The 16,187-nt window shown below is 65.6% G+C and carries 10 protein-coding genes; 2 read left to right on the forward strand and 8 right to left on the reverse strand.

Going from position 1 to position 16,187, the window contains the following annotated elements:
• Positions 1-110 precede the first annotated feature (110 nt).
• Positions 111-1,589 carry an aminotransferase class I/II-fold pyridoxal phosphate-dependent enzyme gene (locus NFR41_RS03660; protein ID WP_251230752.1) on the forward strand — a complete coding sequence of 493 codons (1,479 nt, stop codon included), beginning with the start codon at positions 111-113 and terminating at the stop codon, positions 1,587-1,589.
• Positions 1,590-1,728: 139 nt separating this feature from the next.
• Here the strand turns inward: NFR41_RS03660 and NFR41_RS03665 are convergent, their stop codons facing one another.
• From NFR41_RS03665 to NFR41_RS03685, 5 genes are all read right to left on the reverse strand, one after another.
• Complete coding sequence (locus NFR41_RS03665; protein WP_251230753.1) at positions 1,729-3,972, reverse strand: YhgE/Pip domain-containing protein; 2,244 nt, start codon at positions 3,970-3,972, stop codon at positions 1,729-1,731.
• The gene (locus NFR41_RS03670; RefSeq protein WP_251230754.1) at positions 3,965-6,577 is read right to left on the reverse strand and encodes a YhgE/Pip domain-containing protein; all 2,613 of its coding nucleotides are present in this window, start codon (positions 6,575-6,577) and stop codon (positions 3,965-3,967) included. Before NFR41_RS03670 ends, NFR41_RS03665 begins: the two co-directional genes overlap by 8 nt.
• 183 nt (positions 6,578-6,760) lie before the next feature.
• Entirely contained in the window at positions 6,761-8,878 is a 2,118-nt protein-coding gene (locus NFR41_RS03675; RefSeq protein WP_160212499.1) for a sodium-translocating pyrophosphatase, read from the reverse strand.
• Positions 8,879-9,122: 244 nt separating this feature from the next.
• Positions 9,123-10,010: a DegV family protein gene (locus tag NFR41_RS03680; RefSeq protein WP_251230755.1), complete on the reverse strand. Its 888-nt coding sequence runs from the start codon at positions 10,008-10,010 to the stop codon at positions 9,123-9,125.
• A 95-nt stretch (positions 10,011-10,105) separates the two neighbouring features.
• Positions 10,106-10,894: a class I SAM-dependent methyltransferase gene (locus tag NFR41_RS03685; RefSeq protein WP_251230756.1), complete on the reverse strand. Its 789-nt coding sequence runs from the start codon at positions 10,892-10,894 to the stop codon at positions 10,106-10,108.
• Positions 10,895-10,959: 65 nt separating this feature from the next.
• On the opposite strand from NFR41_RS03685, the gene NFR41_RS03690 reads away from it, so the two are divergent.
• A complete protein-coding gene (locus tag NFR41_RS03690) occupies positions 10,960-12,771 on the forward strand; it encodes an elongator complex protein 3 (protein ID WP_251230757.1) in 1,812 nt (603 codons plus the stop codon).
• Here the strand turns inward: NFR41_RS03690 and dinB are convergent.
• The 3 genes from dinB to NFR41_RS03705 all read right to left on the reverse strand — a co-directional run bounded on the left by dinB (position 12,768) and on the right by NFR41_RS03705 (position 16,186).
• Complete coding sequence (dinB, locus tag NFR41_RS03695; protein WP_251230758.1) at positions 12,768-14,009, reverse strand: DNA polymerase IV; 1,242 nt, start codon at positions 14,007-14,009, stop codon at positions 12,768-12,770. The genes NFR41_RS03690 and dinB overlap by 4 nt on opposite strands.
• Positions 14,010-14,086: 77 nt before the next feature.
• On the reverse strand, positions 14,087-15,379 hold the full coding sequence (locus NFR41_RS03700) for a Ni/Fe hydrogenase subunit alpha (protein ID WP_251230759.1): 1,293 nt from the start codon (positions 15,377-15,379) through the stop codon (positions 14,087-14,089).
• A 9-nt stretch (positions 15,380-15,388) separates the two neighbouring features.
• Positions 15,389-16,186 carry an NADH-quinone oxidoreductase subunit B family protein gene (locus NFR41_RS03705; protein ID WP_160212504.1) on the reverse strand — a complete coding sequence of 266 codons (798 nt, stop codon included), beginning with the start codon at positions 16,184-16,186 and terminating at the stop codon, positions 15,389-15,391.
• Between the last annotated feature and the right edge of the window lies 1 nt (position 16,187).

Consider the following 16,187-nt stretch of genomic DNA (forward strand, 5'->3'; position numbering starts at 1 on the left):
CGTCGTCCAGCTTTGCAGGTTACGGATGGTTCAATTTATGTATCGAGTTCAAAATAGGTTCAATTTGTGTCATACTCGGCAAAATTGAACCATTCGGAAACGAGGTAGCCATGGAATCGACGGGATTATCCGATACGCTGCGTCAGCTCATGGAGGCACGTGGGCTTACCCAGGCGGGGCTCATCCAGCAGGCGGCAGCCATGGGTTATTCCCTAGGAAAGAGCCAGGTCAGCCAATACGTCTCGGGCAAGGTGCTCCCCCGCCGCGATGCGATGGAGGTGCTCGCCCAGGTGCTGGGCGTGGAGGCCGACGTGCTAGCGGCGGCCTGCGAGGGCGGCAGGGACGAGGGGCGAGGTCAGGAAAGGACGGCTGGTATGGGCCAGATCAAGAAATCGCGGAAGCTCGACAACGTGCTCTACGACGTGCGCGGGCCGGTGGTCGAGGAGGCCGAGCGCATGGAGCGGGCCGGCGCGAGCATACTCAAGCTCAACATCGGCAACCCCGCCCCCTTCGGCTTCCGTGCCCCTGACGAAGTGGTGTTCGACATGGCCGACCAGCTGGTGGACTGCGAGGGCTACTCGTCTTCGAAGGGGCTCTTCTCCGCCCGCAAGGCCATCATGCAGTACTCCCAGATCAAGGGCATCCCCTCGGTGACCATCGACGACGTCTACACCGGCAACGGCGTCAGCGAGCTCATCAATTTGTGCATGTCGGCCCTGCTCGACAGCGGCGACGAGGTGCTGGTGCCCAGCCCCGACTACCCGCTGTGGACCGCCTGCGTGACCCTGGCCGGCGGCACCCCCGTTCACTACGTCTGCGACGAGGAGGCCGGCTGGTATCCGGACATGGACGACATCCGCTCCAAGATCACCCGGCGCACCAAGGCCCTCGTCATCATCAACCCGAACAACCCCACGGGCGCCGTGTACCCGCGCGAGGTGCTCCAGCAGCTGGTCGACATCGCCCGCGAGTTCGACCTGGCCGTATTCTCGGACGAGATCTACGACAGGCTGTGCATGGACGGCTGCGAGCACATCTCCATCGCCAGCATGGCCCCCGACCTGTTCTGCGTCACCTTCAGCGGGCTGTCCAAATCGCATATGGTGGCCGGCTACCGTGTGGGCTGGATGGTGCTTTCGGGCAACAAGGCCCGCGCCCGCGACTACATACTGGGGCTGAACATGCTGTGCAACATGCGCATGTGCTCCAACGTGCCCGGCCAGTCCATCGTGCAGACGTCGTTGTGGGGCCATCAGTCCGTCAACGACTACATCGTGCCGGGCGGGCGCATCTACGACCAGCGCAACTTCGTCTACGAGGCCCTGAACGCCATCCCGGGCGTCTCCGCGGTCAAGCCCAGCGCCGCCTTCTACATCTTCCCGAAGCTGGACGTGCGGCGCTTCAACATCACCGACGACGAGCGGTTCGCCTTCGACCTGCTGCACGAAACGAAGATCTTGGTGGTGCCGGGCCGCGGGTTCAACTGGGCCAAGCCCGACCACTTCCGCGTGGTCTACCTGCCCCGCATCGAGGACCTCTCCGTTGCGGTGCGAAAGCTCGAAGCCTTCCTGGCCCACTACCGCCAGTAGGGGCTTGCGGCGGGCGTAGGCGGAAGGCCGCTTAGCTGGCAGCCGCCCTTTGCACGGCAGGCCTTTCCAGGCTTTGAAACGAGAAGGCGCCCGGTGCCCTGCGGTTGCGAGGGGCACCGGGCGCCTTTGCGGCGAGTCCCTAGCATATGAGCTTCGAGCTTTCCACCTTGTGCACGTACCAGCGCATGAACTTCTCGGTAGGTTTGCGCAGCAGCAGGCCCAGCACGGCGAAGGGCACGACGAACAGCGCCAGCTTGCCTATCTGGATCCAGAAATCGTTGCCGTAAGCGCCGAACATGGCGGCGCGCATGGCGTCGACCACGTGGGTTGCGGGAAGCCAAGGCGAGATCGCCTGGACGAAATCGGGCAGGATCTGCAGAGGGAACGAGCCGCCGCAGCCGGTGACCTGCACGATGAGCAGCAGCACCGCGATGGCCTTGCCCAGGTTGGCGAACGAGAACACCAGCGAGTATATGATGAAGGTGAAGACCAGCCCGGCTGCCCAGAAGCACACCATGAAAAGCCAGGGATGCGTCACCTGCACCTGGAGGAAGAACATGTTCCCCAGACCCATGAGGGTGGATTGGGCCAGGGACAGAAGGGCGCATACGCCGAAGTGGCCGAGGAAGAGCTGCCGCGGCTTGGGGTTGCGCAGCTGGGCTACTTGCTGGGAGCTAGGCTGTGGCCGAACGACCACCATGATGATCAGCGCTCCGATGAACAGCGCGAGCGTAGTGTAGAGCGGCGCCATGGCCGACCCGAAGTTGTCAGCAGGAAACACCGGTACGCGCTCGACGCCCACCGGCGACGAGAGCGCCGTGGCAAGCGCTTGCGTGTCGCCCTGCAAGATCTCGCGCAGGCGGTCTGAATCGCCCGAAGCCAAGGCGTCGGTGATGTCCTGGGCGGTTGATCGCAGCGTCTGCGCCGCGTCGCGCAGCGAATCGACGGTCTCGCTCAGGGAGGACGTTGCCTGGCCCAGGGACGATTGCGCGCCCCCCGCAGCCTCGGTCAACGTGGCGGAGACTGCTCCCAGATCGTCGAGTCCCGCGCTCAGGGACGACGAGAGCCGCTGCGCTGTTTCCTGAAGGCTCTGGATCTGCGGCGCGATAACGTTGTCGTAGGTGGAGCGTGCGTCGCCGAACGCTGCCTTCGTAGCCGAGAGCTCCTCTTTGGCCTGCTCGCGCTCGGTCGAGAGGTCGGTGCTGCCGGAGTCTACCTTGTCGGCGGCGCGGGCCAGGGCCTCGGAGGCGGAGTCGAGGTGCTGCTGGGCAGAGCGCAAAGCCGCCAGGTAGGAGTCGAGGGCGGCCAGCGCCCGCTGTCCCGGCCCCGCCAAGGGGTTGTCGGGCTGCTCGGATGCAAGCTCGTCAAGACGCCGCTTCAATTCGTCTCTGACGCCTTGCGTCCGCTCGATGCCCTCCCCCACCGCATCGCTTCGGTTTGCCAGCGCACTGCTTTGGTCGCGTAGGGCTTCGCTTGCGTCCGATACGGCCGTCTCGCCCTCGTCGAAGAGCTTGTCGATGGTCGGATCGAGCCCTCCGAAGGCGCCGGATGCGCTTCCCACGGCGCCGCCGAGGGTATCCGACAAACCCTGCAGGGAACCCGAGAGGCTTTCGGCCTGCCCCGGCGCTCCGGAGGCCACCTCCCTCAGTTCCGAGAGCTTGTCCGTGGCGCTTTGCAGCAGGTTGGCGGATCCGCTGACGAGCCCGTTCACCGATTCGGTCAGCTGCCCGTAGAGCACCAGCACGTCGGCCATGCGGTCCACGTCGTCGGCGAGGGTGCCCGCATGGGCGGCAAGCGCAGCGATGGTGCCCGAGACGTCGCTTTCGGCCGCATAGTCGGAAAGCCCGTTGGCAAGCCCCATGGCCACTTCGGCCAAGGTCTCGGCGAACACTTGATTCACCTGGTACGATACCGCATCAGCGCCGCTGTCGGTGATCTTGGGAGCGATGGCGCTTTTCTTCTCGTTGCTGTAATAGATGATGCTGGCGTGCTCTGCGTCGCTTCGGTAGAACGTGAGCATATCGCGGCTGAACTGGGCGGGGATGACCACGGCGGCGTAGTAGCGGCCCGAGCGCGCGCCGTCGACGGCATCCTCCTCGTCGGTGATGACCCAGTGGATCTGGTCGTTGGCCCGAAGGGCTGACACCACCTGGTCGCCTACGTTGACGGGTATGGGGATGAGGTCGCTCTCGTAGCCTTCGTCGCTGTTGGCGACGGCCACTTTGAGGTTGCCGGTGTTGTCGAAGACGTTCCAGCAGGCGATGATGTTGTACCAGGCGAAGATCGAGGGCAGCACGATAAGGCCCATGGTGATGATGACGCAGACGGTGTTGGAGAAGAGCCTTCGCACGTCGTCGGCGCACAGCTTGGCGATGTTACCCACGGATGCCCTCCTCTCCGCGTACGGACGGGTCGGATGCGACGGCGCCATCGGCTTCGGCTGACGGGTTCGGGTCGTCGGAGGCGTTTCGGTAGAGCCCCCGCAGCTTCTCGTCGCTCATATGGTCGAGCCTCATCTGCCGCTCGAAGCCGTCTTTCAGGCTCTCCACAACCAAAAGCAGCACGAAGGCGACGGCGATCCAGACGAGCCATATGGTGAGCAACGTCACCTTCTCCGCCGGCGTGAGGGCGAACAGCAGGAAAAGCGCGACGGGCATGGCGATGCTGGCCGCGGCGGTGATGCGGATGATGCGGGGGTACCAGCGTAAAAACCGGGTGTAGCGCACGGTGAGCTCGCGGTTGTACTCCTGGCGATCGGAGAGCGCGCGGATGATGTGGGAGAACTTGTAGGGGCGCAGGGGCGCTTCCACGTCTTCCCCGTTGAAGATGCCCCCCTCGCCCACCTGCCGCGCCACCATGAGGTTCACGTTGGCAAGCTTTGGTCGGAAGATGAGGCCCAGCGCCAGAAACAGCGCGAAGAACGCCCCCAGCACCCCTAGCATCTCCCAGAATTGAGTGCCGTAGAAGCCGCAGATGGCCTCCCGCAGCGCGTTGATGCCGTAGGTGAAGGGCATGAGCGGGTAGACAGCCTGGAAGAAGCTGGAGGTCATCTCTACGGGATAGAGCCCGGTAGCACCCGGTATCTGGGCGAACACCAAGAGGATGCAGATGCCCTTGCCGATATGCTGCAGCGTCAGCGACAGCGAGAAGATGATGGACAGGTAGGCCAGGGATGCGCAGATGGCGGCGAGGAAGAGCGCTGGGGCGGAGACGGGCTGCACGCCGATGAGCAGCAGGCCCGCGCAGCAGATGACGGCCTGCAGCACAACCATGACGGCCATGAAGAGGAATCGGCCCAGGTAGCGCTGGTACAGCTTGAGGTTACGAATGCCTTCCGAGTCGACCTCCTGGCGCATGACCACCACCAGCATGAAGGCGCCGATCCAGAACGTGAGGTTCATGAACAGGGGCGCCATGGCCGATCCGTAGGCGTTCAGCGGATAGAGCTGCTCGGTCTGAAGGCGCGTGGGCGCCCCCATGAAGTCCGATATCACGGTGGCGTTCAGGCTGTCCTCGCCAAGGATATCCTTAAGCGCGCTGGACGTTCGCAGCGCCTCGACGTCGGTCCTGATGGCGTCGAGCTCCCCCTGAAGCCCCTCCAGCAGCTCGTCGGTCTGAGCGAGGGAAGTGTGGGCGCTGCCGAGGGCCGTCTGTATCTGGCCGAGCAGCGAGTCGGTGCTGTCGACGAGGCCCGAGGCCGACGCGACGGCGCCGCCGAGATCGGCGGCAAGCGCGGAGAGCTGGGAGAGGTTCGAGCTGAGCGCTGGGAAATCGCTCCCGTTGAGCTGCGAGGCCGCCGCCTGCACCGCATCGATGACCGTGCCGGCTGCACTGCCCATCTCGTCCGTGGCGCCCTCGAGCGTCTCCAGGCGCGCTTCGACGCTCTCATGGGAGGATGCGAGGGAATCCAAGGCGGCATCGATGTCCTGGATACGCCCGGTTTCGGCGGCTACCACCTCGGAGAGCAGCTGCTTGACGTCCCCCTCGGGAAGCTCGTCGACCAAGGATGCCAGCTCGCCCAAAGACCGCGAGAGCGTCTCCGACACGCCCTTGCCCTCCTCTATTCCTGACTCTATCTGGCCGCCCGCCTGGGCAAGGAGCTCCTCGAGCTTGACCGAGGCCTCGCCGAGATCAGTAGAGAGGCCGCTGAGCTGCCCGAGCGCCTGGGTGGAGGCGTTGGCTATGGCGGGGACGAGCTTGCCGGCGCCGTCGTTGAGCTCGTAGACGATGGAAGACAGGGTCTGAAGCGCGCTGGAGGCGTCGTCGATGTCGGAGCGCGCTCCTTCGAGGGAGCCGCGCGACTGCTCGGCGGCGGCGGACGCCTCGTCGGTTTTGGACGTCATCGACGAGAGGCTCTCGCGAAGGGCCGCGAGCTTGTCCGACGCGTCGACGATGCGGGCGAGCGCGCCGGTCTTGGAGTCGTCCATATGCTGCTGCGCTTCGGTGGAGGCGTCGTCTATGGCCGTAGCTATGACGCCGGTGACCGTGGACACGAATGCCGAGTTGATGGTTTCGTCCAAGGTGTTCACGCCGGTGTCGGTTATCTTCGGCGCCACCGGCCCGGCCTTCTCGTTGACGTAGTACTGAAGCTTCGGCTGGGTGAAATCACCGGTGACGAGCGTGAGCAGGTCGGATGTGAAGGTGGGCGGGATCACGATGGCGGCGTAAGCTTGGCCGCTTTCCACCTGGGCCATGGCATCCTGCTCGTCGGTGAAATACCAGTCCAGCTGATGGTTCTCCCGAAGCTGCTCGACGATCTGCTCGCCCAGGTCGAGCTCTCCGGTGAGGTCGGAGGAGCCTCCCTCGTCCTCGTTGGCGATGCAGACCCGCACGCCTGCGGTGTTGTTGTAGGGGTCCCAGAAGCCTAGAACGTTGTACCAGGTGTAGACCGAAGGCAGCACCAACAGCGCCAGGCAGACGACGATCGCCTGCGGGGTCTTGAGCAGCCGAAGCCCGTCGCGCTTGAGGATGCGCAGGACGTTACCCATGCTGCTGCCTTCGCCTTCCCTTCCTTTTGCCCGTTGCCGTAGATGAGCTTTTCAGTATAGTTTTCGCCTGGCTGCCCCCCTGCGGTGCGGACCAAGGTTTCACCGTTTCGCTAAACATGCGAAAACGAAAGCAGGGCGCCCCTTACGAGGGACGCCCTGCCGGCGGTGCGAGCGACTACGGTGCTAGAGCAGCGTCTGCACGGTGATGAACAGCGGGCTGAACGTGAGGGCCACGATGGTCATCAGGTTAATGAGGATGTTCATGGACGGGCCGGAGGTGTCCTTGAAGGGGTCGCCCACGGTGTCGCCCACGACGGCGGCCTTGTGGGCATCGGATCCCTTGCCGCCGAAATGGCCCTGCTCGATGTACTTCTTCGCGTTGTCCCAAGCGCCGCCGGCGTTGGACATGAAGATGGCCATGAGCATGCCGGTGGCCACGGCGCCGGCGAGGAAGCCGCCGAGCATGGCCGGGTTGAAGCAGCCGATGACGATGGGGACGACGACCGCCAGAATGCCCGGGGTCATCATCTCCTTCAGGGCGCTGGAGGTGGAGATGGCCACGCACTTGTCGTACTCGGGCTCGGCCTCGTATTCCATGATGCCCTTGATTTCGCGGAACTGGCGGCGAACCTCTTCGACCATGGCGTGGGCCGCACGGGAGACGGCGCCCATGGTCAGCGCGGCGAACATGAACGGCATCATGGCGCCGATGAAGATGCCGGCCACGATCAGCGGGTCGGTGAGGGTGAGCTCGAAGCTGTCGAAGGCGTGGTGCATGGTGGCCTGGTAGGACACGAACAGCGAGATGGCGGACAGGCCGGCAGATGCGATGGCGAAGCCCTTGGCGATGGCGGCGGTGGTGTTGCCCACGGCGTCGAGCTGGTCGGTGCGCTCGCGCACCTCCTCGGGCAGGCCGGCCATCTCGGCGATGCCGCCGGCGTTGTCGGCCACGGGGCCGTAGGCGTCAACGCCGATGGTGATGGCGGTGTTGGAGAGCATGCCGGTAGCGGCCAGGCCCACACCGAAGAGACCCACGGCGATGCCGCCCTCCTCGATCACGGCGTTGGGGAAGGCCATGTTGCCGAAGGTGTAGGCGCCGATGATGGCCAGCGCCACCAGGCAGATGGGGGCGATGGTGGAGAGCATGCCGGTACCGATGCCCTCGATGACCACCGTGGCGGCGCCGGTCTCGGCGGCCTCGGCGATCTTGTGGACCGGCTTGTACTTGTCGGAGCAGAAGTACTCGGTGATCTTACCGATGGCAAGGCCGGCCACGAGGCCGCAGATGACCGAGCCGAACAGCCAGATGGGCTGAGCGTCGACGGACATGGAGTTCCAAGCCACGAACAGGGCCAGGATGATGCAGATCTCGATACCGGCGGCCACGTAGGTGCCGCGGTTGAGGGCCTTGTGCAGCTCGGCGCCTTCCTTGGTGCGCACGGCGAACAGGCCGATGATGGAGGTCAGGATGCCGAAGGCGGCGATGGTGACGGGAATCACCACGGCCCAGACGGCATCGACGACGCCGCCGAAGTAGCCCAGGGCCGCGAAGGTGGTGGCCAGGATGGTGGGGGCCAGGATGGAGCCGGTGTAGCTCTCGAACAGGTCGGCGCCCATGCCGGCCACGTCGCCCACGTTGTCGCCCACGTTGTCGGCGATGGTGGCGGGGTTGCGGGGGTCGTCCTCGGGGATGCCGGCCTCAACCTTGCCCACCAGGTCGGCGCCCACGTCGGCGGCCTTGGTGTAGATGCCGCCGCCCACACGGGCGAACAGGGCCACGGCGGAGGCACCGGTGGCGAAGCCCTCGACCATGCCGATGTTCTCGTGCATGAGGTCGAAGGTGTCGACGCCGAACACCAGCAGGATCATCCACAGCGACAGGCCCAGCAGCGCGAAGGACGCCACGCACAGGCCCATGGTGAGGCCCGACTTGAAGCTGACGTTCAGGGCGGCGGCCACGCTGGTCTCGGCAGCGTAGGCGGTGCGGGTGTTGGCGCGGGTAGCCACGTGCATGCCCACGTAGCCGGCCGCGGCGGACAGCACGCCGCCGGTCACGAAGGCCAGGGCCGTGATGGGCGACAGGGCCACCGCCATGATGACGGCCACCACCACCATGAAGATGATGAGCAGCTTGTACTCGCTGAACAGGAAGGCCTTGGCGCCCTGCTGGATCTTCAACGAGATGTTGTTCATCTTGTCGGGGCCCGGGTTCTGCTTGAGAACCCAGTTTGCCAGGTAGGCGGCCACTGCGATGCCAATGACGGCGCAGATGGGAGCCAACCATGCGATGGATGTAGTCACGTATTCCTCCATTCCCTAAAACCTGAAGCGGCGGCGTCTCCTGTTGCCGAACCGCGCGGTCTGCGGGCTTCGGGCCGGGCATCGTGGCGCGAAAACCGCAGTCGCCCAATTGTAGTGGATTCGCCCGGTTTGTGAACCCGGATTCATGCAGAGTTCCGACATGGGGCCTTGCGAACGCGCAAACGGAGGCCCTTGAACGAAAAAGCGCCCGCCGAAGGGGCGGGCGCAGGATGCGGCCGGGGGGCTAGTTGCGCGAATCGGCCAGGAAGAACAGGGCCAAGGTGCCCGGCCCCGAATGGGCGCCGATGACCGGGTCGATGTAGTTGATGACGATGTCCTTCACCCCGAATCGCTCGCGGATCATGTCTGCGAGCGATTCGGCGTCCTCGATGCAGTCGCCGTGGGTGATGAAGACGGTCTGCTCCGACACGGGCTTCGTGGCCGTTCGCTCCATATGGTCGAGCAGCCCCTTGATGGCCTTCTTGCGGCCGCGCAGCTTCTCCATGGGGATAAGGTGCCCCTCGTCGTCCACATGCAGGATGGGCTTGATGTTCAGAAGTGTGCCGGCCCAGGCGCTCGTCCGCGAGACGCGCCCGCCGCGGAACAGGAACATGAGGTCGTCCACGGTGAACCAGTGGGCCAGGTTCAGCTTGTGCTCCTCCACCCAGTCGCGAACCTCCTCGATGGTGGCCCCTTGCTCGGCCATCTGGGCGGCGTAGTGAACCAGCAGGCCCTCCCCGCCCGAGGCGGCCAAGGTGTCCACGGCGTAGAGCCTGCGGTCCGGGTAGGCTTCGGCCAGCTCGTTCATGAGCAGGCTCGTTGCCTCGTAGGTGCCGGACAGACCGCTGGAGAAGCCGATGTAGAGGATGTCCTGACCGCCGTCGAGGATGCCCTCCATCAGCTCGCGGGTCTGGGAGAGCGTGGGCAGCGAGGTCTTGAACACCTTCCCCTCTCGCATCATCGAGAAGAACTGCTTGAGGTCGGTCGTGTGGCCTTTCAGGTAGCTCTGGTACACGTCGTCCTCGCCATCCACCATGAAGGTGAGCGGAAGGACCTCCAAGCCGTGCTGTTCGATGGTGTCTTCCAGGAGGTTCGAGCAGGAATCGGTGACGATCTTGTAGTTAGCGGCCATGGCGGCGTGAAGCCTTTCTCGAAGGTGGTGCGGGACAATGCGGTTTGCGCGGAGCAACGTTTGCAGGCAAGCCCTGCTCTGCGCAAACTATGTCATTATAGCGGTTGTTCGGTGCTGGGCGACGACAATGCCCGTTTGTTGAAAAGCAGGTAGCGGTTGGCGCATCCCGAAGGTCCGTCGCTGCGGTAGCGCTCGACCAGGCGAAGCTCGCCGCTCAGCTGCCCGACGATGCGGTCGGCCTCCTCCCCGGAGAAGCTGTGGCAGTAGCGGAAGGCGTCGTCGCGGTGCTGCCAGCCCAGCACGAAGTCCCCTTCGTCGAGAGGGCCCAGCCCCAGGGCCCGGCAGGCCCTGTCCGTGTCGCGGCGGGCCTTGCGCGACAGACGCGCATCCGAGTCGAGGTCCCACAGCGAAAGGGCCAGCAGCCCTCCCTCCTGCAGCCGGCAGGCCATGGACTTAAGAAGCGCCATGCGCTCATCGTGGCCGGGGATATGGTGCAGCAGGGCGAACGCCACGGCCGCCGAGAAGGCCTGCCGACCCCCCGGGACATCGGCGTCGCGAAGCGCGTCGAAGGGTCCGATGCGGCAGCAGCCGGAAAGCCTCGGGTCGGCTGCCAGCCCTGCGACGGCCAGCGCTTCGCAGCGGTCGAGGGCGAGGGCCCGAAAGCCGACGCTACGGTCGAGCAGGAAGCGCTCGAAGCGCAGATTCCCGCAGCCCACGTCCAGCAGCCGCACGGGATTGCCGTCTTGGGTCGCCTCGGCAAGGCGCCGCGCCACGGGTTCCCATCCAGGCCACGGGGCCTGGCGCGTCTCGGAGAACGAATCGGCGCAGGCGAGGTAGAACGCCCTCGTCCGGTCGTCGAGTATGCGCCTTGTCCGCTCGTCCACAGCCCGCTTCCTCTCTCGTCGGTCGGCGGTCTCGTATAATAGCGCTTATGGACAAGGCTATACATATGTTGCTGGATGCGATGCGCGCTGGGGAGCCGGTCGATGGCGCTTTCCTGGACCGGGTGGTGCGCACCCGCAACCGCGAGATGCGCGACGGCTCGCGCTCCGTTGCCAAGCGGCGGCTCATGCCCTACTACCTGGCGCAGAAACGCCAGCGCAGCCCGCAATGGGAGGCATGGGCGCCGAGCGAGGAAGAGGATCGCGCCCTTTGCGCCCTGCTGCAGGCGAAGCCCCGCCGCACCGCCTCGGGTGTGACCACCGTCACCGTGCTGACGAAGCCATGGCCCTGCGCCGGCGACTGCCTGTACTGCCCCTCCGACATCGCCATGCCCAAAAGCTATCTTTCCGACGAGCCGGCCTGCCAGCGGGCGCTGCGATGCCGCTTCGATCCCTACCTGCAAGTGCTCCGCCGCCTGCAGGTGCTCGACGACATGGGGCACCCCACCGACAAGGTCGAGCTCATCGTCTTAGGCGGATCGTGGACCGACTACCCGCAAGCGTACCGTGAGTGGTTCGCGGCTGGGCTCTTTCAGGCGCTGAACGACTTTCGGTCCCCCGCCGCTGAGGAGCAGGAGCGAACTCGCTGGAAAACCTATGAGTCGCTAGAGAGTGCATATGAAACTAGCAATTGCAAGGATTTACAGGAATCGACTCAGAAGCTGGTCGATCATGGCGAGCTTTCCTACTCGGAAGCGCTCTCTTCCTGCGCATATCAAACTAGCGTCTACAACCAAGCAGAAGCTAGTTTAATATCAGAAACAAGCATCGACTCGCTTTTCGAGCGCAACGAAAGGGCTGCGTGCCGCTGCGTTGGGTTGGTGATGGAAACGAGGCCCGATGCGGTGACGCCGGAGAGCCTGGTCGAGATGCGCCGGTTGGGGTGCACGAAGGTTCAGATGGGCGTGCAGACGCTTCGGCCGCAGATTCGCGCCGGCTGCGGACGGTCGCTCGACGACGGCTGCGTGGAGCGCAGCTTCGAGCTGCTGCGGCTGTTCGGGTTCAAGATACACGTGCACCTCATGGCGAACCTGCCGCTTTCCGACCCTGCGGGAGACATGGGCGATTTCATGGAATTGGTGGGTTCCGAGCGTTACCGGCCCGACGAGGTCAAGCTCTATCCCTGCGTGCTGGTGAGAAGCGCTCGGCTGACCGATTGGCACGAAGACGGCCGCTGGCAGCCTTACGACGACGATACGCTCGTGGAACTGCTCTCCGAAGAGGTGCTGGCTGCTCCGCCCTACCTGCGCATCTCGCGCATGATCCGCGACATCTCCGCCCACGACATAGAAGCGGGCAGCCGCAAGACGAACCTGCGGCAGGCGGTGGAGCAGCGCGCGCTCGAGAAGGCGCGGATGCGCGGGGCGAAGATCGAGGAGATTCGCATGCGCGAGGTGGCCTCGAGCGCCGTCGACTGGGAAACGCTTCGGCTGGACGACGTCGCCTACGAAACGGCGGTCTCCCGCGAGCGCTTCCTGCAGTGGGTGGATGCGGGCGGCCGCATCGCAGGTTTCCTGCGGCTGTCCCTCCCCTCGCCCGAGGTCGCCGGCGCCTGCAGACCGCCGGTTCCGGCTCGCCCGGGCCAGGCGATGATCCGCGAGCTGCACGTGTACGGCCGCTCCACCCCCTTGCACGGTACGGGAACCAGCGCGCAGCACCGCGGTTTGGGAGCCGCCTTGGTGGATGCCGCGTGCGGCCTTGCTTCGTCGGCAGGTTACGGCACCATCGCCGTAATCAGCGCTGTGGGCACGCGGGCCTACTATCGGTCGCTGGGCTTTTCCGACGCCGGCCTGTACCAGGTGCGGCCCCTGGAACCTTAGGCGCCCGGGGCGGTGCTGCGTCCCTCGTCTCCGGCACCGACGGCGGGCGGGCGGTGGTAGTGGCTCCCCTCCAAGGTGCGGATCTCGCTGCCGAAGCGCACCGCCGCATCCCCGAACCGCTTGCGAACCGAATCGGTTGCTGCCAGCAGCTCGCGGCGGCTCTGGTCGGCGCGGGCCCCCGTTTCGCCTTCGCACCCGTCGAACAGCGTTGGCTGGACGGGCTTCGGCTCCCGGAAATCGGACAGGCCGACGCCTACCAGCCTTACGCTGAGCCCTTCCGCCCAAAGCTCGTCGAGCATCTCGCCCAGCGGCACCTTCCATGAAAGGTCGTCGTCGGCAGGCTCGGAGAGCTTTCGCTGCACGCTGCGGACGGTTCTGTCGCCGAAACGCAGGCGCAGCGTCAGCGTAACGCCCTTCAGCCCGGCTGCGCGCGCCCGCCTGCCGACCTTGGCGGCCATGGTGGCCATTGCGGCTTCCAAATCGTCGCGCTCGGTCAAATCCTCGGCGAACGACAGCTCGTTGGAGATGGATTTGACCGGTTCCCGCTCATCTATGGCGCTGTCGCCCAAACCCGTGGCCCGTCGCTTCATCACGGCGCCGTTCTTCCCGAGGAGACGCTGTAAGAGGCTGTCGCTGGCGTTGGCGAGCTCTCCCAGGGTGCGAATACCCCGGCTGGCAAGCGCCCGTTCAGAAGCCGCCCCAATGCCCGAGAGCGCCTTCACCGGCAGCGGGGCCAAGAAGGCGGCTTCGGTTCCCGGGTACACCGCGGTGAGCCCCCGGGGCTTTCGGGTTTCCGAGGCGATCTTGGCCACGGCCTTCGAGGTGCCGATGCCGATGGAGCAGGTGACGCCCAGCTCCTCCACCCGGCGCTGGATGCGCTGCGCCACAAGCACCGGATGCTCGCGGTTGGTCTTGGTGGGGCTCACGTCGGCGAAGGCCTCGTCGATGCTCACTTGCTGAATAAGGGGCGTCTCATCGTAGAGTATGGCCATGACCTGGCGAGAAACCTCCTTGTAGCGCTCATGGCGCCCCTGGGTCCAGATGGCCTGCGGGCACAGCGAGGCGGCGACCGAGGCGGCCATGGCGCTGCGCACGCCGAAGGCGCGAGCTTCGTAGGAGGCCGTGGACACCACGCCGCGGTCCTCGGGCCGTCCCCCCACGATAACGGGCTTGCCGCGCCAGCCCGGATGGTCCAGCTGCTCGACCGATGCGAAGAACGCGTCCAGATCCAGGAGCACGATGGCCTTGCCCTCCCAAGGAGGCAGCAAGGGTTCTGAAGCGGGTTCGCCGCAGACTTGCATGGGAGACGGCGAGCCTAGTGGACGCTGCAGGAAAGGCAGGGGTCGTAGGCGCGGATGAGCTTCTCCACCTGCAGCCGCAGGTCGTCCTCGGCAACGCCTTGCTCAAGCAGCTGACGGGCGAGCAGCTCGATGTCCGCCTCGAGGTTGGCCAGGTTCATGCCCGTGGGCGTGGTGATGGAGGCGCTCGTGACGCGCCCTTGGTCGTCCAGGGTCAGGTCGTGGATGAGCGCCCCTCGCGGAGCCTCGGTGTAGCCTACCCCGTGGCCTGCGTGCACCCGGTAGGAAACCGGCGCGCTCGAGCCTTCGAAGCCGTCCGGCTCGGCCAGGCGCCGGCACAACGCAGCGCACCGTTCCAGCGCGTCCACAAGCTCCACGGCCTGGGCGACGTTGTTCATGAAGGGGTTGTACTCGGGCGGGCGCAGCCCTGCTTTCGCGGCGGCCACGCGGGCCGTCTGGGTCAGGTTGTCCCACGAGGCGTTGATGCGGGCCAGGGCGCCGGTCATGAAGGGCAGGCCGGTGGCGCGCACCCGGGCGAACAAGGCGGCGCTGTGGGGCTGGGAGTACTCTTCGAGGTAATCCTGGTAGCAGGAGGCGTCGAAGCGCACGCCGTCGCGGACAAGCTCCATGACAGGCGACGTGCACACCGGATAGGCTCCCGGCTGGAACTGGGCCAGCATCTCGCCGCCGGTGGCAAGGCTTGGAACCGGGAAGGTGCGGAACAGGTCCACGGTCTTGCAGGCGAAGGCCAGGGATTGCTCCAGCTTGTCCGCCAGCTCGCTGAAGCGCCGGGCCTTAGGCTCCGCCGTGAAGCCGCCCACGACAGCGGTGATGGGATGCACGCTGCGCCCGCCCACGGCGCAGCACAGCTCGTTGCCCAGCGCCTTGATGCCGAGCGCCCCCTGGAACAGGTCGGGGTCGGTCTGGGACAGCGGGAAGATGCTCGGCTCGCCCACGTAGTCCGGCGCGGCGAAGACAAACAGGTGCGTTGCGTGGTTCTGCAAGTAGGAGCCGTACACAAGAAGCTCGCGCAGGGCATGGGTGCGGTCGGTCACGGTGACGCCCAGGGCGCTCTCGATGGCCAGGATGTCGGTGACCACATGGCTTGACGAGCATATGCCGCAGATGCGTGAGGCGATGGCGGGCACGTCGTCGAAGACGCGGCCCCGGGCCATGGATTCGAAGAGCCTGGCCGGTTCCACGATGTTCATCTCGACCGACTTGACGGCTCCGTCCTCGATGGACAGCGACACGTTGCCGTGCCCTTCGATGCGCGCTATATGCTCGACGGTGAGGGAGGTTCTAGCCATGGGGCGGTCCTATCGGTCGGAGTCCTCTACTGCGGGGTTGGTCTGGTTGAACAGCTGGAGCCGCTCGTCGAAGGCCCGAGCGTCCACCCCGTAGCGCTCGCAGCACTGCCGGGCGGAGTCGAGGTTGGCGCTGGGCGAGAGGCCGGCGCAGCCCAGGCAGGGCCGGCCCAGGTTCACGCAGCGCGCGCCGCAGCCGGCGGACGTGACGAGCCCCAGGCACAGCGTCCCGTCCTCGAAGAAGCAGGAGGTCTCGTTTCGCTTGCAGTCGCTGCACAGGGTGCGTGTGGTGGCCAGCTTGTTCGAGCCGTAGATGGCCCGTTGCAGCATCACCACGAAGTCGTAGGGGTCTATGGGGCAGCAGCGCGTCTCGAAGTCCACGTTCACGATGGCGCTTACGGGCCGCGGTGTGATCATCTTCCCGCAGGCGTGGGGCACCTTGGGGTAGACCTGGCTCGGGCGTTCGTAGAAGTCGCGGGAAACCATGCCGGGCACGCCGCCGGTCACCGCGCAGGAGCCGATGGCGATGATCGCCTTGGCCTTCGAACGCAGCTCCTTGAGCTGGGATTCGGCCTGCTCGGTGGTCACGGCCCCCTCGATGACCGCGATGTCGAACTCCTCGGGCATGGGGGTGCTGTCGGTAAGCTGCCAGTAGACCAGGTCAATCTGGCCCAGCACGTCCATGAGGTGCTGTTCTATGTTGGTGATCTGCAGCTGGCATCCGAAGCAGCTGGCGAAGCTGGCCACGACGACCCGGGCCGGGCGGCCCTGTCCCCGAACGCCTATCCCGCTTAGTTCCGTCGTCGTCATG

Source organism: Adlercreutzia aquisgranensis, assembly GCF_943193145.1.
GTDB lineage: Bacteria > Actinomycetota > Coriobacteriia > Coriobacteriales > Eggerthellaceae > Xiamenia > Xiamenia aquisgranensis.

Excerpts from the sequence above, each read along its gene's own strand:
- NFR41_RS03660 (WP_251230752.1), top strand. The coding sequence starts at position 111 with ATGGAATCGACGGGATTATCCGATACGCTGCGTCAGCTCATGGAGGCA.
- NFR41_RS03670 (WP_251230754.1), bottom strand. The coding sequence starts at position 6,577 with ATGGGTAACGTCCTGCGCATCCTCAAGCGCGACGGGCTTCGGCTGCTC.
- NFR41_RS03680 (WP_251230755.1), bottom strand. The coding sequence starts at position 10,010 with ATGGCCGCTAACTACAAGATCGTCACCGATTCCTGCTCGAACCTCCTG.
- NFR41_RS03690 (WP_251230757.1), top strand. The coding sequence starts at position 10,960 with ATGTTGCTGGATGCGATGCGCGCTGGGGAGCCGGTCGATGGCGCTTTC.
- NFR41_RS03700 (WP_251230759.1), bottom strand. The coding sequence starts at position 15,379 with ATGGCTAGAACCTCCCTCACCGTCGAGCATATAGCGCGCATCGAAGGG.
- NFR41_RS03705 (WP_160212504.1), bottom strand. The coding sequence starts at position 16,186 with ATGACGACGACGGAACTAAGCGGGATAGGCGTTCGGGGACAGGGCCGC.